Source organism: Erwinia tracheiphila, from assembly GCF_021365465.1.
GTDB classification, from domain to species: domain Bacteria; phylum Pseudomonadota; class Gammaproteobacteria; order Enterobacterales; family Enterobacteriaceae; genus Erwinia; species Erwinia tracheiphila.
In genome coordinates this window covers 2,336,369-2,357,906 of sequence record NZ_CP089932.1, presented here as the reverse complement: position 1 = coordinate 2,357,906, position 21,538 = coordinate 2,336,369, and the positions used below count along the sequence as shown (strand labels likewise).

19 protein-coding genes and 5 pseudogenes are annotated in these 21,538 nt (G+C 49.2%); 15 read left to right on the top strand and 9 right to left on the bottom strand.

The genetic code is table 11. From position 1 onward, the window contains the following. The first annotated feature begins 18 nt into the window (after nucleotides 1-18). The 4 genes from sapC (at nucleotide 19) to LU633_RS12450 (ending at nucleotide 3,983) form a co-directional block, all read left to right on the top strand. Nucleotides 19-909 carry a putrescine export ABC transporter permease SapC gene (gene sapC / locus LU633_RS12465; RefSeq protein ID WP_016192559.1) on the top strand — a complete coding sequence of 297 codons (891 nt, stop codon included), beginning with the start codon at nucleotides 19-21 and terminating at the stop codon, nucleotides 907-909. Continuing rightward, on the top strand, nucleotides 910-1,902 hold the full coding sequence (sapD, locus tag LU633_RS12460) for a putrescine export ABC transporter ATP-binding protein SapD (protein WP_016192558.1): 993 nt from the start codon (nucleotides 910-912) through the stop codon (nucleotides 1,900-1,902). Further along, nucleotides 1,902-2,714, top strand: coding sequence for a putrescine export ABC transporter ATP-binding protein SapF (sapF, locus tag LU633_RS12455; RefSeq protein ID WP_016192557.1), 813 nt, complete (start codon nucleotides 1,902-1,904; stop codon nucleotides 2,712-2,714). The genes sapD and sapF overlap by 1 nt, the downstream gene beginning before the upstream one ends. A gap of 105 nt (nucleotides 2,715-2,819) precedes the next feature. Further along, nucleotides 2,820-3,983: a CMD domain-containing protein gene (locus LU633_RS12450; RefSeq protein WP_016192556.1), complete on the top strand. Its 1,164-nt coding sequence runs from the start codon at nucleotides 2,820-2,822 to the stop codon at nucleotides 3,981-3,983. Here the strand turns inward: LU633_RS12450 and LU633_RS12445 are convergent. The 3 genes from LU633_RS12445 to hrpA all read right to left on the bottom strand — a co-directional run bounded on the left by LU633_RS12445 (nucleotide 3,972) and on the right by hrpA (nucleotide 10,118). Further along, a complete protein-coding gene (locus tag LU633_RS12445; protein WP_016192555.1) occupies nucleotides 3,972-4,253 on the bottom strand; it encodes a hypothetical protein in 282 nt (93 codons plus the stop codon). The genes LU633_RS12450 and LU633_RS12445 overlap by 12 nt on opposite strands. Before the next feature lie 117 nt (nucleotides 4,254-4,370). Further along, nucleotides 4,371-5,870, bottom strand: coding sequence for a methyl-accepting chemotaxis protein (locus LU633_RS12440; protein ID WP_016192554.1), 1,500 nt, complete (start codon nucleotides 5,868-5,870; stop codon nucleotides 4,371-4,373). Nucleotides 5,871-6,221: 351 nt separating this feature from the next. Further along, a complete protein-coding gene (gene hrpA / locus LU633_RS12435) occupies nucleotides 6,222-10,118 on the bottom strand; it encodes an ATP-dependent RNA helicase HrpA (RefSeq protein ID WP_040465798.1) in 3,897 nt (1,298 codons plus the stop codon). A 232-nt stretch (nucleotides 10,119-10,350) separates the two neighbouring features. Between hrpA and LU633_RS12430 the strand changes: the two genes are divergently transcribed. Then, on the top strand, nucleotides 10,351-10,956 hold the full coding sequence (locus LU633_RS12430) for an FMN-dependent NADH-azoreductase (RefSeq protein WP_016192552.1): 606 nt from the start codon (nucleotides 10,351-10,353) through the stop codon (nucleotides 10,954-10,956). Nucleotides 10,957-11,146: 190 nt separating this feature from the next. Here the strand turns inward: LU633_RS12430 and LU633_RS12425 are convergent. Next, a protein-coding gene (locus LU633_RS12425) for an IS1 family transposase (RefSeq protein ID WP_233481910.1) occupies nucleotides 11,147-11,844 on the bottom strand; the annotation gives its coding sequence in 2 pieces (ribosomal slippage) (nucleotides 11,147-11,583 and nucleotides 11,583-11,844; 699 coding nt in all). Here LU633_RS12425 and LU633_RS12420 point away from each other — a divergent pair. Together LU633_RS12420 and LU633_RS12415 are read left to right on the top strand one after the other, a co-directional pair. After that, nucleotides 11,779-11,949 carry a hypothetical protein gene (locus LU633_RS12420; protein ID WP_200896945.1) on the top strand — a complete coding sequence of 57 codons (171 nt, stop codon included), beginning with the start codon at nucleotides 11,779-11,781 and terminating at the stop codon, nucleotides 11,947-11,949. The two genes, LU633_RS12425 and LU633_RS12420, sit on opposite strands and share 66 nt — an antisense overlap. Before the next feature lie 72 nt (nucleotides 11,950-12,021). After that, nucleotides 12,022-12,153 (top strand): annotated as a pseudogene (locus tag LU633_RS12415) (IS5/IS1182 family transposase); the annotation flags it as partial. A gap of 123 nt (nucleotides 12,154-12,276) precedes the next feature. Here the strand turns inward: LU633_RS12415 and LU633_RS12410 are convergent. Next, nucleotides 12,277-13,439: pseudogene (locus tag LU633_RS12410) on the bottom strand (RNA-guided endonuclease InsQ/TnpB family protein). Nucleotides 13,440-13,557: 118 nt separating this feature from the next. On the opposite strand from LU633_RS12410, the gene tnpA reads away from it, so the two are divergent. Next, the gene (gene tnpA / locus LU633_RS12405; protein WP_152664154.1) at nucleotides 13,558-13,923 is read left to right on the top strand and encodes an IS200/IS605 family transposase; all 366 of its coding nucleotides are present in this window, start codon (nucleotides 13,558-13,560) and stop codon (nucleotides 13,921-13,923) included. A gap of 98 nt (nucleotides 13,924-14,021) precedes the next feature. Here the strand turns inward: tnpA and LU633_RS12400 are convergent, their stop codons facing one another. From LU633_RS12400 to LU633_RS12390, 3 genes are read right to left on the bottom strand one after another with little or no spacing between them, the layout of a single operon-like run. Then, complete coding sequence (locus LU633_RS12400; protein ID WP_016192551.1) at nucleotides 14,022-14,348, bottom strand: YdbL family protein; 327 nt, start codon at nucleotides 14,346-14,348, stop codon at nucleotides 14,022-14,024. Between the two features lie 10 nt (nucleotides 14,349-14,358). Then, nucleotides 14,359-14,547 carry a YnbE family lipoprotein gene (locus tag LU633_RS12395; protein WP_016192550.1) on the bottom strand — a complete coding sequence of 63 codons (189 nt, stop codon included), beginning with the start codon at nucleotides 14,545-14,547 and terminating at the stop codon, nucleotides 14,359-14,361. Next, complete coding sequence (locus LU633_RS12390; protein WP_016192549.1) at nucleotides 14,534-17,161, bottom strand: YdbH family protein; 2,628 nt, start codon at nucleotides 17,159-17,161, stop codon at nucleotides 14,534-14,536. Before LU633_RS12390 ends, LU633_RS12395 begins: the two co-directional genes overlap by 14 nt. A gap of 248 nt (nucleotides 17,162-17,409) precedes the next feature. On the opposite strand from LU633_RS12390, the pseudogene LU633_RS12385 reads away from it, so the two are divergent. From LU633_RS12385 to LU633_RS12365, 5 genes and pseudogenes are all read left to right on the top strand, one after another. Further along, nucleotides 17,410-17,667: pseudogene (locus LU633_RS12385) on the top strand (2-hydroxyacid dehydrogenase); the annotation flags it as partial. Next, nucleotides 17,588-17,788: a hypothetical protein gene (locus LU633_RS12380; RefSeq protein ID WP_016192548.1), complete on the top strand. Its 201-nt coding sequence runs from the start codon at nucleotides 17,588-17,590 to the stop codon at nucleotides 17,786-17,788. The pseudogene LU633_RS12385 and the gene LU633_RS12380, both read left to right, overlap by 80 nt. 27 nt (nucleotides 17,789-17,815) lie before the next feature. Beyond that, entirely contained in the window at nucleotides 17,816-18,358 is a 543-nt protein-coding gene (locus LU633_RS12375; RefSeq protein ID WP_016192547.1) for a peptidoglycan recognition protein family protein, read from the top strand. A gap of 65 nt (nucleotides 18,359-18,423) precedes the next feature. Next, complete coding sequence (locus LU633_RS12370; RefSeq protein ID WP_040465797.1) at nucleotides 18,424-18,768, top strand: hypothetical protein; 345 nt, start codon at nucleotides 18,424-18,426, stop codon at nucleotides 18,766-18,768. Between the two features lie 101 nt (nucleotides 18,769-18,869). Next, a protein-coding gene (locus LU633_RS12365; RefSeq protein ID WP_152664153.1) for an IS3 family transposase occupies nucleotides 18,870-20,044 on the top strand; the annotation gives its coding sequence in 2 pieces (ribosomal slippage) (nucleotides 18,870-19,125 and nucleotides 19,125-20,044; 1,176 coding nt in all). Here the strand turns inward: LU633_RS12365 and LU633_RS12360 are convergent. Next, nucleotides 20,043-20,147: pseudogene (locus tag LU633_RS12360) on the bottom strand (IS630 family transposase); the annotation flags it as partial. The gene LU633_RS12365 and the pseudogene LU633_RS12360 sit on opposite strands and share 2 nt — an antisense overlap. Before the next feature lie 102 nt (nucleotides 20,148-20,249). On the opposite strand from LU633_RS12360, the gene LU633_RS26205 reads away from it, so the two are divergent. Next, nucleotides 20,250-20,342, top strand: coding sequence for a DUF2498 family protein (locus tag LU633_RS26205; protein WP_233478473.1), 93 nt, complete (start codon nucleotides 20,250-20,252; stop codon nucleotides 20,340-20,342). Between the two features lie 78 nt (nucleotides 20,343-20,420). Next, nucleotides 20,421-21,414, top strand: a pseudogene (locus LU633_RS12355) (IS481 family transposase). Nucleotides 21,415-21,538 lie beyond the last annotated feature (124 nt).

Genomic DNA, 21,538 nt, shown 5'->3' with positions numbered 1-21,538 from the left:
ACAATAAAACGGTGCTGTATGCCCTCCGTTAATATTTACGCCGAAAAACGGCTTCCCAGCCCGTTTCGCCGTACCTGGCGGCTTTTCTACCGCGATACTGCCGCGATGGTGGGTTTTTATGCTTTTATCGCGCTAATTTTCATCTGTCTTTTTGGTCGTATGCTGGCACCATACAGTCTGGATCAACAGTTTATGGGGTTTCAGCTGTTGCCTCCTTCCTGGTCGCGCTACGGTGAAGTCTCGTTCTTCTTAGGCACTGACGATCTTGGTCATGATCTACTCAGCAGATTACTGAGTGGTGCAGCGCCAACTGTGGGTTCGGCCATACTGGTCACGCTGGTTGCTGCTTTGTTTGCCACGGTACTGGGCATTTTTGCCGGACTCACGCGCGGTCTGCGTTCAGCGGTGATGAACCATATTCTCGATACCCTACTTTCCATTCCTTCACTGCTGCTGGCGATTATTGTAGTGGCCTTTCTCGGCCCAACGCTGGCACATGCCCTTCTGGCGATTTTTCTGTCAATAATTCCACGCCTGGTGCGAGCTGTTTATAGTGCCGTTCATGACGAGCTGGAAAAAGATTACGTGGTAGCCGCCAGGCTGGACGGTGCCAGCAGCGGGAACATTCTGCGCCATGCTGTTTTTCCCAATATTCTGGCGCTGCTGGTAAGTGAGTTCACCCGTGCCTTATCCATCGCCATTCTTGATATTGCCGCATTAGGTTTCCTCGATCTGGGCGCACAGCTACCGTCGCCTGAATGGGGGACGATGTTAGGGGATGCGCTTGAGCTGATCTATGTCGCGCCCTGGACTGTGATGCTGCCAGGCGCGGCTATTATGTTGAGCGTGCTGATTGTTAATCTGTTAGGCGATGGCATCCGTCGCGCTATCGTTGCGGGAGTGGAATAAATGCCGCTGCTCGATATCCGTAATTTGACCATTGAATTTATGACCGCTGAAGGCCCGGTGAAGGCGGTCGATCGGGTCAACATGACTCTGAGCGAAGGTGAAATACGCGGGCTGGTTGGCGAGTCCGGCTCCGGGAAAAGCCTTATCGCCAAAACCATATGCGGCGTGACCAAGGATAACTGGCTCGTTACCGCTGACCGCATGCGGTTTGATGATATTGATTTACTCCGCCTTACGCCTCGTGAACGGCGCAAGCTGGTTGGGCATAACGTATCAATGATTTTTCAGGAGCCGCAATCCTGCCTCGACCCTTCAGCAAATATTGGTCGCCAGTTGATGCAGGCGATTCCAGGCTGGACCTGGAAAGGGCGTTGGTATCAGCGCTTTCGCTGGCGTCGTCGTCGGGCCATCGATCTGCTGCATCGCGTTGGCATCAAAGATCATAAAAACACCATGAGCAGCTTCCCCTACGAGCTAACGGAAGGGGAATGCCAGAAAGTCATGATTGCTATCGCACTTGCCAACCAGCCGCGCCTGCTGATTGCCGACGAACCCACTAATGCAATGGAACCCACCACCCAGGCGCAGATATTCCGCCTGCTGACACGACTGAATCAAAACAACAACACCACCATTTTGCTGATCAGCCACGATTTGCAGATGCTGGCCAAATGGGCCGACCGCATCAATGTGATGTACTGCGGACAAACGGTGGAGACCGCACCCAGTGAGGAGCTGATCGCTGCCCCACATCATCCTTACACGCAGGCACTGATTCGCGCCATGCTGGATTTTGGTCGCCCGCTCCCCCATAAAAGCCAACTGAACACACTTCCCGGTGCGATTCCTTCACTGGAGCACTTGCCAATGGGCTGTCGCCTGGGACCTCGCTGTCCCTACGCACAAAAAACCTGCATTGAACGGCCCCGTCTGACCGGAACCAAAATGCATATTTTTGCCTGCCACTTCCCACTTAACCTGGAGAGTCAGTGATGATTGAAACGCTGCTGGAAGTGCGTAATCTGAGCAAAACCTATCGTTATCGCACCGGACTGTTCCGTCGACAACATGTTGAAGCCGTCAAAGAGGTAAGTTTTATGCTTCGTGAACGGCAAACGTTGGCAATCATTGGCGAAAATGGATCGGGCAAATCCACGCTGGCAAAAATGCTCAGTGGTATGGTGGCCCCCACGTCAGGAGATATTGTCATTGACGATCATCCACTGGAATATGGCGACTACGGCTATCGTAGCCAGCATATTCGAATGATTTTCCAGGACTCTTCCACTGCCCTTAATCCACGTCAGCGCATCAGTCAGACCCTCGATTTCCCCCTGCGACTCAATACCGATTTGTCACCGGTGGCGCGTGAAAAACGGATTATTGCTACACTGCGCCAGGTAGGCCTGCGTCACGACCATGCCAGTTATTACCCGCACATGCTGGCTCCCGGACAGAAGCAGCGCGTCGGGCTGGCGCGGGCGCTCATTCTGCAACCCCGAGTCATTGTGGCCGACGAAGCACTAGCTTCGCTGGATATGTCAATGCGTTCACAGCTGGTTAATTTGATGCTTGAGCTACAGGACAAACATGGCATCGCTTATATCTATGTTACTCAACATCTCGGGATGATGAAACATATCAGTGACCAGCTGCTGGTCATGCATCAGGGCGAAGTGGTAGAGAGAGGCAGTACGGCAGGGGTGCTCTCCAGCCCTTTACATGACCTGACCCGGCGGTTAATTAACAGCCATTTCGGTGAGGTGCTGACGGCAGATGCCAGGTGCCGTGACTACCCGGGTTGATCTGTGGGTGTTATGCTTTTCCGTAATTGATTAGCACTCAACGTTATTTTGTGCCAACACGTTGCCTGGGTAAGGATAGCCTATCCTCGCTGACAAGGAATTATCATGGAACAGCGCCGTTTTTCCGGCTACAGCCACTGGTATCATGAAACGCAATGCACGCTTCGGGTACCCTCTGCCGCACTGGTTCCTGAAGCCGCAGAGGTTGAGGATCATTTTCTTCCTGGCATAGACGCACTCTGCTCTGCGGAGCTAAAAAATATGCTCGATTGCCTACAACCTCTGCTACAGGCCTCGCGTGATTTTTATCATCTATTGTTTCCCCAGAAAATAACTAATTCGATGACGCATACACTGACGCTGTATGACAGGCTGAGTGCAGCATTAACGGTGGCACAGGTTGCCGGCGTTCAGCGCCTTTGTAATCACTATGCCGCGCGGCTTAACCCTCTTACCAGCCTGGACTCATCAAGGGAAAGTAATCATCGTTTGACTCAAATGACGGAATATGCACGTCAACTTGCCAGCCAGCCCGACTTAATCACCCCACTTGCATTGCGCCGTCTTGATGATGTCGGACTGACCACACCGGATATTATTACTTACAGCCAGTTGATTGGCTTTATCAGCTATCAGGCACGCGTGATGGCGGGAATACACGCCCTTCTATCCCTGCCGGCACGTTGGATACCGGGCTTTCCCGAACGAGAAGATGCGGCGGCGGAATGTTTTGCCGATACAGCGCCGTGGCGCCCCCTTTTGCCCCCTGTCGAGCTGCGCTATGCTTCAGCCAGCCAGCTTGAGGTGTTGACCTGGTGCCAGCCACAGCCGATGTTAAATGACTGCGCATGGCTACTTGCACATGATGCATCCGCGCTGCAAGGCTGGGGGATGCTAATTAATCGACTTCAGGAAAACGGCGCGACATCGGAAGGGGCGCTGGCCGCGGCGGTTGTTGCAAGAATTAACGGTAGTGCCGCCTGCTTACAGCACTTTGATGATAAAAGCCTGGGTGATGCGCTGCGAAAAAGCGTGGCGCACGCGCTGAAGGTGGCGACGCAATCAGGACAGGCAGTTATTCAAGCTGCTGCTCAACTCACCCGATCGCCCGAACGTTTCAGTGCTGCTCACATAAAACCGTTAAATGATGCTGGTTTATCGCCTCAGGTTATTTTTGATGTGATCCTGCAAACCGCGGTGGCAAACTGGTGCAACAGACTGCAGCAGGCTTTGGGTACCACATTATCTGATGGCGCATTAAAGGGATGACGGCAGTAGTATCATACGGATGACCAGCCAAAACTGTGCATCCACGGCCAGATTTCCTGACCTTGTCTGCTCTTTAACGATCTTTGTTGAAAGCTGATGATCAATTCCATTCATTAACCGCCGCTGGCGGTCAATGATTTGACCCTGTGCATCGAAATCATGTTCATTGAAAAGCTCTTCAGAACATTTCATCAACGAGGCTCGTTCAGTCATAATGCTGGAGTGGTTAAGCATGGCTGGTAACATTGCCAAGAGATCAATGCTCGCCATTTTGCCGAACTGACTGTCCGGCAAAATGCGATGAAGTGAAGAAAGCGTTCAGATCCGGCTGACCGCTATTGTTTCTGGCCCGCTCAAATAAAGCCTTTAGCTCGCGCTTCGCATAACCTAGAACAACGCAACCGTTTCAACCAGCTTATGCGCCTGGTTTTTAAGATTGTCTGCGGCCGCAGCACTCTCTTCAACCAAAGCAGCATTACGCTGCGTAACGGTGTCAATCTGCGTTATAGCCTGGCCTACCTGCTTAACGCCAGAGCTTTGCTCAACGCTGGAAATGCTGATTTCTGACACGATATTTGTGACCTGCTGAATAGCGGAGATAATCTGTACCATCGTTTCACCGGTCTCATCGACCAGTAATGAACCTTGCTCCACCTGCACTACGCTATCGGTAATCAACGCGTTAATCTCTTTAGCGGCATTCGCGCTTCGCTGGGCCAGATTGCGCACTTCTGAAGCCACTACGGCAAATCCACGCCCCTGCTCACCGGCGCGTGCCGACTCTACCGCAGCATTGAGCGCCAGTATATTAGTCTGGAAAGCGATACTGTCAATCATATTGATAATATCGGATATTTTTTTCGAGCTGTGATTAATACCCTTCATGGTCGCTATCACGCGGTCGACTATCTGACCACCTTTGGTGGCCAGTTCTGATGCGCCGGATGCCAGATAATTCGCCTGACGGGCATTCTCGGCATTATTACTCACGGTCACACCCAGCTCTTCCATCGTAGCAGACGTTTGTTGTAATGCACTGGCCTGCTCCTCGGTACGCTGGCTCAGATCCTGATTTCCCTGCGATATTTGCATGCTGGCTGTCGCCAGGTTTTCCGCATTACTGCGCACATTGGTAACCAACGCCGACAGCGATGACTGCATATCTTTTAACTGAGCGAGCAGGCTCATCTGGTTTTGATATTTCAGCTCAATGTGATGTGACAGATCGCCTTTCGCCATCAGATTAACTTCCCGCATCGCTTCCAACGGCTCCCCACCCAGTTGTTGAAGCAAGCTGCGCAACAGCAATCCACCCAGCATGATCGAAACCATCGCCACCAACGCAACGGTGACAAATGAAATCATCTTTGTCGCCGCCGCTGTATTTTTTTGATTGCTGACTTTTTCACTGGCAAGTTTGTCTTGAGACGTTTTCAACGTCACCAGCTCGTGAAATGTGGTATCGGCATAGGGTTTCACTTCTTCTTTATTTATTGCCCTTGCCCCGGCCAGATCCCCTTTCTCAATTGATACAACCTGGTGTTCCATCCCTTTTCTCATCATTGCATAGGACGAAATAAGGCTGTCATAGGATGAACGCATTGATGAATCAACGATCGGCTTAAGTTCAATCAAGAGATTTTCCACGCCGGTGAAGTTATCCGTATTCTGTTTTTTCCAGATTGCAATAGACGCAGGATCGCCGATTGCAATCATCCTGAGCGTATTGATGTCAATGCGCGTCAGTAAGCCATCCACCTGCCCTATGATGGAAGCGGCGTTGTAATCTTTCTCATAAAGAATTTGTAATTCTGCTGTGGCAGCTGAAAGACGTGAAAGTAAAAACACGGCCAGTAATACAAAAAATAGTATGATTGTCGAAATCATCACGATGAGCTTCTTTTTAACTGACCATTTTTTCATAAGTGCCTATTAAACAAAAAAATTATCTTTATAACTATGTCCGCAGGATGCGATTGCTGTGCCGATATTGCCTGCATACCTAAGCTATATCGGCTGTAAAAGCATTTACTTGACATCCAATAAACACAGTTTTGCAAATTAAATTAAAAGTGGCAGAGCTGAAATTCAACACATTATTTTACATTTTTTTTAGTTTACATACAAAATATTACCTCCCTTACATTCAGAGAGGTAATATTTATTATGATTATTTAATAAATAACGAGACAGCCAGCAGTCGGGCAATTAAATATCGTTTTTTCTCTGCTAAATATTTTAAAGCAACGCCTCCATTGCCTGCTGAATACGTTTTTCAGATACCGGATAAGGTGTCCCCAGCTGCTGGGCGAAATAACTTACCCGCAATTCCTCAATCATCCAGCGTATATCCTGTACTTCTGCATCGTCCCTGCGCGTAGGCGGCAGTTTAGTTAACCAACTACTCCATATCTGTTCCAGGCTTTGTACTTTTATCATTCGTGCACGATCGCTGTGAGGATCGACCGGTAACTTATCCAACCTGCGCTCAATTGCCTGCAGGTAACGCAATGTATCAGGCAGACGCCGCCAGCCACTTTGCGTAACAAATCCGCGATAAACCAGCCTGCCCATTTGTGTTTTTATATCCGACAATGCCAGCGCCATGGACATATCCACGCGCCCTTTCAGACGTTTATTAATATTGAATACGGTGGTCAATACCTGCTCAACCTTACTGGCTATATCCACTACAGTGTCATTAAGCTCTGCGCGCACTTTTTCATGCAGTGCAGTGAACGCCTGTGCCTGCCAACCCGGCCCACCCTGTTCCTCAATCAGTTTGTCGATCGCGCTGGTGATGCAATCATCAATTAAATCAAGCACTTTTCCATAGGGATTGAAATAAAGGCCCAGTTTGGCTTTATTGGGAAGTTTTTCGTGCAGGTATTTGATCGGTGAGGGAATATTCAACAACAGCAATCTTCGCTGTCCCAGCCACATGGCTTTTTGCTGCTCATGCTGTGAGTCAAAAAGGCGGATCGCCACGCTGTCTTTTTCATCAACCAGTGCGGGCCACGCTTTAACATGATAGTTTCCTCGCTTCTGCTCAAAGTGATCGGGCAAATCGCCAAAGCTCCATGTACTAAGGCCACGCTGCACTAATCCATCATCGACAACCTGAGACAGGGTTTCCTGCACTTTTCCCTTTAATTGTAATCTCAACCCGGCAAGGTCACGGCCTTCACCCAGCTTGCGATTTTGCTCATCCACAACACGAAACGTCATTTTGAGATGATCGGGCACCTGCTCCCACTGCCAGTTCTCCCGTTCAAGCGTCACCCCGCTCATCCGGCGAAATTCACGTTCGAGGGAATCAAGCAGCGGACGTTCAAACGGTGTGACGCGAGCCAGAAACGCTTCCGCATAGTTCGGTGCCGGAACAAAATTACGCCGCAGGGGCTTTGGTAACGATTTTATCAGCGAAATAACCAGCTCTCGTCTGACGCCTGGAATTTGCCACTCAAAGCCCTCGCCTTCAATTTGATTGAGCAGCGGTAATGGAATGTGTACCGTCACGCCATCGGCATCCGTTCCCGGTTCAAACTGGTAACTCAGACGCAATTTCACATTGCCCTGCTGCCAGAAATTCGGGTAATCGAGTTTGCTGACGTCTTCCGCCCCCTTTTTTATCAGCATCTCTTTCGCAAAATTGAGCAGATCCGGCTGTTCGCGTCGGGCCTGCTCCCACCAGGTGTCAAAATGCCCTGCAGAGATCGTCTGAGAAGGAATACGCCCATCGTAGAAATTGAATAGCATCTCATCGTCTACCAGAATGTCGCGGCGACGCGATTTATGCTCAAGCTCTTCAACTTCTTCACGCAGGCGAAAATTGTCACGAAAAAATGCATGCCGCGTCTGCCATTCCCCTTCAACCAGTGCGTGGCGGATAAACAGTTCGCGCGATAATACCGGGTCAATACGGCTATAATTAACTTTACGCGCTGCCACAATAGGTAACCCATACAGGGTGACTTTTTCAGTGGCCATTACCGTCCCCTGGCTTTTTTCCCAGTGTGGTTCGCTGTAGCTGCGTTTGATGAGATGCTGGGCTATCGGCTCAATCCATTCAGGTTCAATGCGCGCAGCAATACGCCCCCAGAGTCGGCTGGTTTCGACCAGTTCTGCCACCATGGTCCATTTTGGCGGTTTTTTAAATAGCGCGGAGCCTGGAAAAAGGGCAAAGCGCGCGTTCCGTGCCCCGGTGAATTCCTGCTTCTCGGCATCCTTTTGACCAATATGCGAGAGCAAGCCCGTCAGCAACGCGGTATGTAGCCCTATGAAGTCAGCGGCTTCGCTGTTAAGCGGGATACCCTGCTCGCGCACGATCTGACGCAGCTGTGTGTAGATATCCTGCCATTCACGTACGCGCAAGTAATTGAGATAATCCATTTTACACATGCGGCGAAACTGGCTGGAAGAAAGGGCTTTTTGCTGTTCTTGCAGATAATCCCACAGATTAACGAATAACGAAAAATCAGACGATTTATCAACAAATCGCCGATGTTTTTCATCCGATGCCTGCTGTCTGTCTGCAGGGCGCTCGCGCGGGTCCTGAATCGAAAGGGCAGCAGCAATAATCATTACTTCACGCGTACAAGCATAATCTTTTGCTGCCAACACCATCTTTGCCAGACGCGGGTCCACCGGCAGCTGCGACAGGGTTCGACCGGAAGAGGTCAGCCGATAGCGACCGTCGTCATGATATGTAATCGCACCCAGCTCTTCGAGCAACCGTACACCGTCCTGAATATTACGCTTATCCGGCGCTTCCACAAAAGGAAACGCGCTGATATCGCCGAGCCCCAGCGCCGTCATTTGCAGGATAACTGAGGCCAGATTAGTGCGCAGGATTTCCGGGTCAGTAAAGGCGGGGCGGCTCAGGAAATCATCTTCTGAATAAAGGCGTATACAAATACCTTCGGAAACCCTGCCACAGCGTCCTTTACGCTGGTTGGCTGATGCCTGAGAGATCGGCTCAATCGGCAGGCGCTGTACCTTGGTGCGGAAACTGTAACGACTGATGCGCGCGGTGCCAGGATCGATCACGTATTTAATGCCCGGTACGGTGAGCGAGGTTTCGGCCACGTTAGTAGCCAACACGATGCGCCTGCCAGTGTGCGGCTGAAATACCCAGTTTTGCTCCGCATTTGATAAACGCGCATACAGTGGCAAAACGTCGGTGTGCGGCAGTTCACGACGATTCAGGGCATCTGCGGTATCCCGTATTTCACGTTCACCACTCATGAAAATAAGAATATCTCCATGCCCTTCTTTGCCCAGTTCATCCACGGCATCGAAAATCGCTTGCAGCTGATCCCGCTCGCTGTCATCCGCCTCTTCAACCACGGGGCGATAGCGCACTTCAACCGGATAGGTTCTGCCGGAAACCTCAATAACGGGCGCATTGTGGAAGTGTCTGGAAAAACGCTGGGGATCAATGGTTGCTGAAGTGATAATCACTTTCAGGTCGGGTCGCCGCGGCAACAGCTCTCGCAGATAACCCAGCAGAAAATCGATATTCAGGCTGCGTTCATGGGCTTCATCAATAATGATTGTGTCATATTGCAAAAGCAGTCGGTCCTGCTGAATCTCTGCCAGCAGAATACCATCGGTCATGAGTTTAACCTGAGTGATGTCACTAACCCGATCGTTGAAGCGGACTTTGTAGCCAACACAGCCGCCCGGCGTTGTCTCCAGTTCTTCAGCAATGCGATCGGCGACGGTTCGCGCGGCAAGCCTTCGTGGCTGCGTGTGACCAATTAGTCCGGTTATCCCCCTACCCAACTCCATGCAAATTTTTGGCAGCTGTGTGGTTTTGCCGGAGCCGGTTTCGCCAGCCACAATAACAACCTGATGAGCCTGAATTGCGTCGGCTATCTCCTGCTTTTTCTGGCTGACAGGCAAATTATCAGGATATCTGATGCCTGGTATGGCCGCACGGCGTTGATTCACACGCTGTTCAGCCAGGTCAATCTCGCGATTTAATTCAGACGCTATTGCTTCCTGAGCATGTGGATTTTTTACTTTTTTTGCACCGTGCAAACGCTTCAGCAAACGTTGGCGATCACGCAGCATCAACGTTTCAACGCGCTGAAATAGCGCCGTCAATGGTTTATGGGGAGTATCAGACATAAAAGAACTCGCTAATCGCAGGCTATCAGGCCGGTTTATCATGGACAGACTGGAAAAATTTTGCGTAGTGTAGCACAGACAATCACTTAGCCTGCCTTTTTACCCGCTATATTTGTTCAGTAAATTTGAACACTGGCCTCAGAATATTGCACTATCACTGAGTGTTGATTGCCCTTAAAGTGTCAGTCACCAGGCCGTGAGACCTCTGCATAACTAACAGGACATGATTATCATGAGCAACGTTTTAGTACTCAAATCCAGTATCCTTGCCGGCTATTCCCAGTCGAGCCAGCTGGCCGATAGCTTTGTTGATGAATGGAAAGCGGCACACGGTAGCGACGGCATTACCGTTCGCGACCTGGCGGCCAATCCGCTGCCCGTACTTGATGGTGAACTGGTTGGTGCGCTACGCCCTTCCGATGCGGCATTAACGCCCCGCCAGCAGGAAGCATTGAATTTATCCGATGAACTGATCGCAGAGTTAAAAGCACATGACATCGTTGTTATCGCCGCGCCAATGTACAATTTCAACATTCCTACGCAGCTGAAAAATTATTTCGATCTGGTCGCCCGCGCTGGTGTCACTTTCCGCTACAGCGAAAACGGACCGGAAGGGTTGATAACGGGTAAAAAAGTGGTGGTTATTTCCAGCCGTGGCGGCATTCATAAAGATACGCCGAGCGATTTGCTCACGCCTTATCTTAAATTATTCTTGGATTTCCTTGGAATGTCAGATGTGAAATTCGTTTTTGCTGAAGGTATCGCTTACGGCCCGGAAGTTGCACAAAAGGCCACCAGTGAAGCGAAAGCAGTGCTGAAAGATATTGCGGCGTCCTGAGTAATAGTCCGACACAGTGACTGTGTGAGTTTTGCGGATGAGATTTAATTAAATGTATTAGTCGCGACTTGATCTGACACTGGACCCTGAAAGATTGAGAGTTACCGGTTTTGATATGGGTGTCGAATCCTTATACAAAACACAAGGTAACTCTCATGCTTCATACTCACAATCCGGTCGTGACGCATATTTATTGATAATGATGAAGAGTAAGATACCAACCGATGATCTTATCGTGCATTTCCTCTGACTTCGAAAAGCAAATTGTTCTGCGGGTCAGTCGTTTGATATGTGTGCGAAGATTAAGATTATGTCGTTCTGTCCGTTGGGTATATTTCTTGCTCACCACGTGGCCTGTTGCACTTAACAGAACTTTATAAACCGGCCACGCATCTGTCATATAAAAGGCAATGTTAAATTTGCTTAACAGGGCCAGCAATTGTCGCAGGGTCGGGGCATTTCTCGGGCCGAAGACATGGGCCAGAGCACGTTTGCGGATACGGTCATAAGCATAGAACAACCACCGGGGATTGCTTTTACACCGCACGTAAGACCATTGTTCACCGGCTTCACAGCAGATAACAACCTCCGTTTCGGGGTCGATATTCTCAGCTACCTGCTTTGGCGAAATTTTTTTAAGTGCCGCAGAACCGTATTGAGGCTGATACCGAGAACCCGTGCGGTATCGCGACATCTGGAATCATTCATGGCCATATTAACAATGGTCTGGTGTGTATCTGGTTTGGCACCGGAGTAGCTAAAGTTGAGCTGAAAGGTCTTTGAACAATGCTTGCAGATGTAACGTTGGGCACCGGATGCTGAATGTCCGTTACATCGTACAGCATGAGTTTCATTGCACTGAGGGCAGACGACATCAACTTTAGCCATATGTTACATCCAAAGCGCAAAGCATACGTGATCAGCAAGTCTGCGTCACGACCTAAAAAAGGTGTGTTTATCTCCGGCAGCGGCGTGCGCACCATCTGGCAATGACATGACCTGGATAACTTCCGTAAGCGGCTGAAAGCACCTGAGGAAAAACAGGACAGGCTTAGAGTCTGTCCCAAAAGGCGTTATAGCTGGATGAACCGGTTTCTCCGGATCCTGACCTGACGGGAAAAGAAGTCTGAGAATTACGGGGTCCTGTTGCATTTTTCCTGTGGTCTTATTGTCTGGAATAAAGTCCTGTTGAGATAGGCTCTTAGTGTTAACGTTTCAATTTTTTCGGCCTGAAAACTGCGTTGCCAGCCCATGCGGTCAGCGCCCATGTTTTCATTTTAGTGACTACTCCTCGCCGTAAACGGCGAGGCTTCCCACGTCTCAGGCCGCAACCGTCTGTGTGACGGATTTACGCTGGCCTCCATGGGCAGAGACGACGAGATCCGCCGCCTGTAATTCCAGTATGCCTTTCTGCCGGGTATTGATGGCTGCATTGATATCGCGGTCATCCTCAACTCCGCATTCAGGGCATTGCCATATACGCTTGTTCAGCAGCATTTCCGGCATTTTGTGACCACAGCAGTGGCAGGTTTTCGAACTGGCGAACCATTGATACAGCTTCACCACGTGAACACCTTTCTCTGCTGCTTTGTATTCCAGTTTTGAAATAAATCCGCTCCATCCTGCATCGCCTGTCGCTCGTGCCAGATGGTGGTTCTTCATCATATTTGCCGATTTCAGCGTCTCTGCAATTATCGCCTGGTTTTCGTCAATAATTATACGTGAGAGTTTGTGCTGAAAATCAGCGCGGGCACTGGCTACCCGTTCGTGTACGCCAGCAAGCCGTATGCGGGATTTACGGCGATTTGCACTACCTTTTTTCTTGCGTGACAAGGCCTTCTGTTTGCGCCGTAAATTCCGGCTGGCGTTGATAAGGTGGCGTGGGTTAGCAACTTTATCGCCATCCGATTTTATGGCGTAGTGGGATAACCCCATATCCAGACCGGTAACCGTGCTTACCAGTGCGGGCTTCGCAGGCGCTTCGATTCCATCATCGCAAAGTATGGAAGCATAGTATTTACCTGTAGCAGAACGGCTAACGGTAATGCTTTTTACTTTGCCGATTCGCTCCCTGTGAATATTTGCCCTGATAGGCGGGATTTTCGGGATCTTGATTGTGTCGGCGGTGATTTTCAGGTTTGAGCAATGATAGCTGGACTGCGATCCGTGCCTGCGCCTGAAGCGGGGTATTTAGCTCTCTTTTCAAAGAAGTTTTTGAAAGCCTGATCCAGATTTTGCAATGCCACCTGTAGCGAGTTTGAGTCTGCCGCCTTGATCCAGCTATAGCGGCGTGATTTTTTGGCGATGGGTAGCAGTGGCTGAATGTGCTTTACATTATTCAGTGAAACGCCATGGCGTTTGTACCAATGCGAGCGGATATGCAAGGCTTTATTGTACGCAAATCGCACCGCGCCGAACTGCTTTTCCAGCAATTCAGCTTGTTCTGGTGTTGGGTAAATGCGTACCTTAGTCGCTCTATACATAATTGGTGCTCAATAGTATTATTGCATGTATTATATGGTGCCAAATAAGGTTTTAAAAATGGGTATGCAGTAAGAAAATTTTGCGGGGTATCTAAAGCGCCGCCATAGCGTCAGTAAATTGGTTGTCCATTTGATATTTGTAACGAAGTACCGCCGCAAGCTGTTAGATGGTGCGATGATTGCACAAATGCGCGAAGCATTTTTATCTGCCGCCGAACGTTTGGAAGTGGAAATAATGGAGGTAGACGGCGAAGCGGATCACGTTCATCTACTGGTAGCGTACCCACCCAAATTGCCTGTTAGCGTGCTGGTGAATAACCTAAAGTCGTTCAGCCGCCGCTATGTGCGCCAGTTGAATACGCACCTACGAAAGCAGAGTAATAGCGGGGTGCTCTGGTCACACTCCTATTTCGCCTGTAGCGCTGGCTGCGCAACAACCGAAACGCTGAAAGATTATGTTAGATCGCAGGGAACCCCTGAATAGCTCCCCTTATATCCCCGCCCGCATTGGGCGGGGATATAAGGGGCAGTGGACACAGTGCCGACACACGCCGTTCCGCCCTGAGCAGTTTTCCCCGACGTTTAAGGGTTCTTTTGCAGCCACTGCCCATTGATTCCACGAACATACTCACCAGGGGCAGCCCGTTCAACCAGCTTTTGGCCTGCAATCCGAGCCACTTCAACCGTGCTCAAATTGTTTTTCTTCGCCAGTGTTTCATATTTCTCCTGCCGCTTTTGATTAATTTGCGTAACCAGAGCGCGCGTCTCTTTTTCCTGAGCCAGTGCGGCAATGTAGCCTGATAATGTTTCCCCCACGCGCCCCTTTGCCCTCGCCTCGTCCAGTGTAAGGGCCATCAGTGAGGGAGAAATCAGGCAAAGCGTTAGCCACAGAGCATATATTTTTTTCATCCGTTTATCCTCAGAACAGGCCGCTTTGGCTTTTCAACAGCACTTCAACATCTTTATCTACTTTAATATGGATTTCATGCTCGATTTTGACATTCATATTAATAGTGATTGGTTCTTTCGGCGCCGCCACCTCAATGCGCGGTACACAGCCGTTAAGCAGCAATATTGCGGCTGGTACCAGCAGGCTAATGCGTTTCATTCAGATTTTCCTTGTGGGTTGGCAGCGACGTGTTTTGTTCCAGCCAGGATTGTAAATTGTCACCAAAGCGCAGACTGCGCCACAGCTGAAACAGGTTTTCCTGTTGGGTGTAATTAAGTGAGACACGCTGATTTTTGTCGCTGAAGCGACTTGTGCCGTTAACCTGCGCTTTCATGGTCATTTGACCAAGATTATCGATATCCACAGTGGCCCAGCTGCGGGATATTTCCATATAGCGAAGCCAGTCAATAGCCGCGCCTGCCGCGATATTATTGTCGGCAATTGTATCAGCGAAGTTTTTATCAAGGCGCACGGTAAGCAGACCACTATTGGTAATCCATCCACCTTTTACCAGCCAGCGGGCATTATCCAGCCAGAGCGGTAGTACCGCGTTAATATGCCCCGATATGGCAATCTGTTTTGGCTGTATGGCAGTGATCAGCTCACTCATACTGATACCTTTGATACAAAGTGTGGCGGCCTGCGTCTGAGGCATCGACAAATTTTCCATCCGCATTGTTCCGCCCAACAGGTCGATGCCAACATTACTCAGATGCAAAGGCTGGCCTGTGTTCCAGGGATACCACCCCTGTAAGTCAGCCGTGATATTTCTTAAGATAAACTGGTTCTTTACTTCTTTGATTCGCAGCGATACCGGCCCTTTTTGACCAAAATACCATTGATGGGCTTTGAATCTGAACGGCAAAGAAAAGTCTGTACCCGTGATTTGATTATCTGGCGTACGTGCGCTGCCATTGGCAACAACCCAGTGTCCTCCTGCCTCAAAACCCTGAGTGCTGGCAGCCGAAAAGGCAACCTGAGCCTTGAGCGAGCCGCCAAGAATTTTTAATTTTAAATCATCACTAAGCAGGGACTGAAATACAGTCAGCGGCTGTTCAGGCCACCATGCCTGCCCCCGCAAACGTTGTCCGTCCCAACGTCCCTGAAGTTGTACAGGTCCAACAGGGTGTGCTTCAAGGAAACCTTTTAATAAAAAGGCATCAGGATCGCGTCCTTCAAACTTCATCAACAGCGTGGCTGGCGGTAAATATCCGCCGCTGCTGAACAGGATTTTTTTCGCGTTAAGTTTTAAGATTCCGTTAAAAGACGGTGCGAGCGGGTCACGCTTCCAGCGCAGTGGTGTTTCAAGAAGTAGCAGCGGAGCATGAACGGTCATGCTACCATAAGCGATCTGGTCAAAACCCGTCGACAGCGATTGCAGCTCGATCAGCTTATCCTGCCAGCGTCCCCTACCACGCACATCACATCTGGCTTTGAGCGACGCCAGTTCGCCTTCTCCCCAGTAACGCCATTGCCACTGCCCCTTGTCTGGCCAGAAATTGCTGGCACGGCCATCCAGATGCAAACGAAACTGACCCTTGTCAGGCTGATGTGCGCTAAGAATGGCCTGCAAACGGCCATTTATGCCTTGCGATGAGACCATCACCCCGGACAGCGGCCAGCGTGCTTCGTTTACTTCAATTGTGGACAGTAATTGTCCACGCATCCGCAGCAATGCGCCGGGTTTTAACGCCAAAACAGGATCGGATAACGCCCCCCGTATTTCTCCCGGAACGGCCGCAAAAAATATTAATTGAGCGATTTTACTGTCACCCGTCAGCCTGAAAGGCAACGCACTGTTGCGCCAGTCCAGGTGTCCCGGGCCAAGTGCCATGACCACATTACCTTTTCCTCCTTTTCCCTCTGTTAACATATTTATACGGCCATTAATTTCCGTAGCGGCCAATCCCTGCTGCCAGTTTTTTAAAGAGAGCGAGACTGCGCCCGACAGCCGTTGATTGCCATAGGGCATATACCATTCACCTTGCTCTATGGCGATTTCTGTTGGTGTAACCTGCCACGGCAATCGCAACAACGGTAGATCTTCATCCTGCCGGGCCACATTGAACTCCCCATGCCCCTTCTGCCAGCGAAGACTGGCATTCAGTGCATGCGGAATGACGTCCGTAGTCAAGGTAGTGTGCAGGGTACCGGCTTCTGGTATCGCGTTTAGTGTTACCGGCAAAGTTAATTCACCTGAAAAATGGAGGGGCTGTGGTAAGCCTGGCACATTGAAAGATAATGATGTGATATTAAGTTGCCGCTTGCGTAATGAGGCAATAAGATTAAGATTTTTTCCCTGATAGCAAATCTGCTGTTGCTGATTGTCCAGCCCAAGGTGCAAAACACCTGCCCACTCTTGCCAGGGAAGGATGGTAAGTTGAGCGAGGGTAACGTCGGTCGCAGGTAACATAGCCTGCCACTCAGCCAGTGTTTTGAGCGTGGTATCAGGATAACCTGCGGTCAAATTGTGAAAACAAGCGCTGTCTACCTGCACCTTTTCGGCTGCCAGCTTCCAGCGCCCCTTTTCTCTTTTTAATGATAAACCACGCACGGCTGCCAGTTGGCATTCACCAGCACGGTAGCGAATAACGGGAAGCCATAAGCCTCCGTTATTCCATGTCAGGTTATTATCTAATCTGACCGTGGTATTAACCGGCAACCATACGCCTGCCAGACGGGGCAACCAGTGGGTCATGGTCAATAATAAGGTCACGCTGGTAAACAGCAGCAGTGCGATTGTTGTTATGAACAGCTTCCAGCTGCGGGTCATGGCAGGTTTCCAATACTTCCGTTAAAGTCATAGGGTTGAATAATGGCATGTTATCCTGCATGCGAGAAGCCTTACACAGTGAATGGACAGAGAAATTATCTGATGCGCAAAGCAGGGACGCTGTAAAATGGCGAATATTGTTATGATAAGCCCCGTCCCTTTATGATCGGAGTTTTCAGGAGATGAAAATGAAACTTGCCGTTTACAGCGCCAAACAGTACGACAGGAAATACTTTGGGTAAGTCAATATCCGTTATGGCTATAAGCTGGAGTTTTTTGATTTCCTGTTTACTGAAAAAACCGCTAAAACAGCGGTAGGCTGTGAAGCCGTATGTATTTTCATTAACGATATGATAACCGTATTGTATTGGAAGAGTTAGCCGAAATGGGGGCGTTTTTTGGCGCTGCGCTGTGCCGGGTATAACAATGTTGACCTGGCAGCTGCGCGTGAGCTGGGGATTAACGTTATCCGCGTTCCGGCTTATTCGCCAGAAGCGGTGGCTGAGTGAGGCAATCAGTATGGCTTTCTCGCGAGTAAAAATGGAGTATGTTTTGCAGAATGCAGAGGGAAATACCGCGGATACGGTTGCTATGGGTTATGACATTAAAGCCAATTCAGTCATTTAAACAAAGATGTTATAAGGAAATAAAACTATGTTATTTGTCGATGACGATGGTGTGGTTGATGCGGAATGTATTGTTGTAAAGCGATTCAGTACAATAGAGCGCGGTAAGCTGGATAAGGTAAATGGGATTGTGGTGCATCAAACCGGAGGCTCTACAGCGTGCAGCTCTTTTAATAGTTATAAAAATACAGGCGCAAATGGTGCTCATTTTCTGATAAATAAAAACGAAACCATCTATCAGACAGCTTCATTTTTTAAAGTTACTAATCATGCTGGAAATATAAGATCCAGATGCTACATGGAAAAGACATGTAAGCTTTCAGAAATTACCACAATAAAACCTTTATTGAATAAGTATAAACAACTCTCGCGTTTAGAACAGAAGAAAACTTACCCAGAAAGTTATCCTGCAGACTTTGACCCTCTGGGGATAGAGATTGTTGGGAAGCCTGTTTCAGGTGAAAGCGAAAATGCTGTTTATGAGAAAGTAAATGATGCACAAAACAATTCACTAAAATGGCTTATAGCTGAACTTGCTGACACATTGAAAGTATCTTTTCAGACACCCTGAAGCATCATATAAAGTTAAGACAGAAGCAGGTACGGCAGAATGGCAAAAAAAACATCTACCATAATGTGTATATTTTTTCTATAAGCATGGCTTTTGCAGATCAGGTTTCAATCAGAAAAATTACAGAGGTAAAAATTAATGAAACAGGAAAAAGTAAAGATGGATCAGGAAATGTAAAAAATGGCTGGCTGGCATTTAAAATAACAGAGAAAGATGTGAGAGGTTTCTTTTCTGAGGCATATCCTGTGCCTTTAAATTTCAATATTCATGAGCGTTATTCTCCCTGTTACGCTAAAGGAACTATCGAGTTTAGCAACAATACAAGAGGTAAATGGAAAATATCCTCCATTGGAGGAGGAACACTACGATGGGATACTGGTGATGTGGTAACATTATTTTATAATAATTAAAAATGGGTAGATCCTTTTGAGGGCACATTGTAGTGGCACACTAAACCTGTCCACCTGAAAAGAGGTGATATCATCACCTCACAGTCAGAACAGGTGACATTATGACCGGACGAACCAGAAGAACTTTCAGCCCTGAGTACCGTCCTGAAGCTGCACAGCTCGTACTCGACCAAAATTATTCTGTTGCCAATGCTGCCAGAGCTATGAACGTCGGTGTTTCCACGATGGATAAATGGGTTCGCCAGCTCAAGGACGAACGGGCAGGGAAATCGCCTGATGCAATGCCCATGACACCGGAACAACTCGAGATGCGTGAGCTAAAAAAACAGATACAACGCATTGCAATGGAAAACGATATCTTAAAAAAGGCTACCGCTCTCTTGATGTCAGACTCCCTGAAAAATTCTCGTTAGTTGAGAAACTCAGGAAGCGGTTTCCTGTTGCCATTTTATGCAACGTGTTCGGGGTTCATCGCAGCAGTTATAAATACTGGCGTAAGCCGAAAACTCCCGATGCCTCACGTGTGGCATTACTGAGTCTTGTCCGGGAAGTTCACCACGCCAGCAATGGCTCTGCGGGTGCACGTAATATCGCTGCCATGGTCACGGCGAAAGGTACGCATCTTAGCCGCTGGCGCGCAGGAAAACTGATGAAAGAACTGAATATTATCAGTTGCCAGCAGCCCGGACACCGCTATAAAAAGACATCAAAAGAACATGTTGAGATCCCGAACCACCTGCAACGTCAGTTTGCCGTGAATGAACCAAATCAGGTCTGGTGCGGCGATGTGACTTACATCTGGACGGGGACACGTTGGGCATATCTGGCCGTTGTTCCGGACTTATTTGCACGTAATCCTGTTGGCTGGGCGATGTCATCTTTCCCCGATTCATCGCTGACTGGCAAAGCATTATTAATGGCATGGGAGCGAAGAAATAAACCGGCAAACGTCATGTTCCATTCGGATCAGGGAAGCCATTATACAAGCACTCATCTCAGACAACTATTATGGCGATACCAGATTAAACAAAGTTTGAGCCGACGGGGTAGCTGCTGGGATAACAGCCCGATGGAACGCTTCTTCCGCAGCCTTAAAACGGAATGGATACCAGACACCGGCTACAGTCATTCCAGTGAAGCACAACGCAGCATCACGAATTACATAACAGGTTATTACAGTCATCTCCGGCCCCATCAATATAATGGTGGAATGGCACCGAACGAATCAGAACAGCGGTTCTGGAAAAACTCTAAAACTGTGGACAGCTTTTGTTGACCACTACACTAAGTCGCCGGGCGTGGTTTTTGTCCTTTGTTTTGTGGATCGTTTTCTGCATCAGACATCGTCCGGTTCTGAGTATTGTTGCTATGATCGGCATTGCTCAGTCCGGCTGGTGATTTGGGATATTCAGCGATTGATCAGTTCGCATAAACCGGACTGAGTTCCCCCAAAGTGATCTACTATTCCGGACAGTTATTTAGTGTTCAGGGGAGACTATTTTTTGGATAAACAGGGTTTGCCGGGCGAAAAAACAACCCTTGTATTTAATTGTATTAGTCGCGACTTGATCTGACACTGGACCTTGAAAGGTTGAGAGTTACCGGTTTTGATATGGGTGTCTAATCCTTAAACAAAACGCGAGGTCACCCTCATGCTCCATACTCACAATCCCATCATCAAACACAAAGCCGGCCTGCTCAATCTCGCCGAAGAACTTGGTAACGTATCAAAAGCCTGCAAGATCATGGGCGTGTCGCGCGACACGTTTTACCGTTATCAGGAACTGGCTGCTGAAGGTGGCATCGATGCACTGGTTAACCAGAACCGCCGGGTTCCCAACCTGAAGAACCGCGCCGACGAAGCCACTGAACGCGCGGTTGTTGAATATGCCGTTGAGTTCCCGGCCCACGGGCAGCACCGGACCAGTAATGAGCTGCGTAAAAAAGGCGTGTTTATCTCCGGCAGCGGCGTGCGGTCCATCTGGCAACGGCACGATCTGGAGAACTTCCGTAAACGCCTGAAGGCGCCTGAGGAAAAAGTTGCCAGAGGCGCATGATGATGAGGCCAGCGGCGAAATCGAGACGGCTCATCCGGGTTATCCCGGGTCGCAGGACACCTTCTACGTTGGCAATCTGAAAGGGGTGGGCCGTATCTGCCTGCAGACGTTCGTGGATACGTACTCGAAAGTGGCACACTGCAAGCTGTATACGAGTAAAACACCGATCACTGCCACCGACCTGCTAAATGATCGGGTACTGCCGTTCTGTGAGGCTCAGGGACTGCCGATGCTGAGAATACTGACCGACAGGGGAACGGAGTACTGTGGTAAGGTGGAGCAGCATGATTACCAGTTGTATCTGGCCATCAACGATATCGACCATACGAAAACGAAGGCGATGTCTCCGCAGACGAACGGCATCTGCGAGCGCTTCCATAAAACGATTTTGCAGGATTTTTATCAGGTTACGTTCCGCAAGAAGTGATATGGGGACCTGGAGAGCCTGCAGGCAGATCTGGACAACGGGTTGTGGCATGACAATAATGAGCGAACTCATCAGGGAAAAATGTGCTGCGGGCGAACGCCAATGGCCACGTTACCTGATGGAAAACGGGTCTGGGCAGAAAAGGATCTGAACCGGATGTAATCTGACAGACACTTGTATAAATAACCGGTAACTGTCAGATCAGGTCTGAGCTAGTACAATTTAATGTCTTTAAATATCTGGCAACACTCTATTCTTGCCACTGTCGTTTAGAGAATTAACGCCC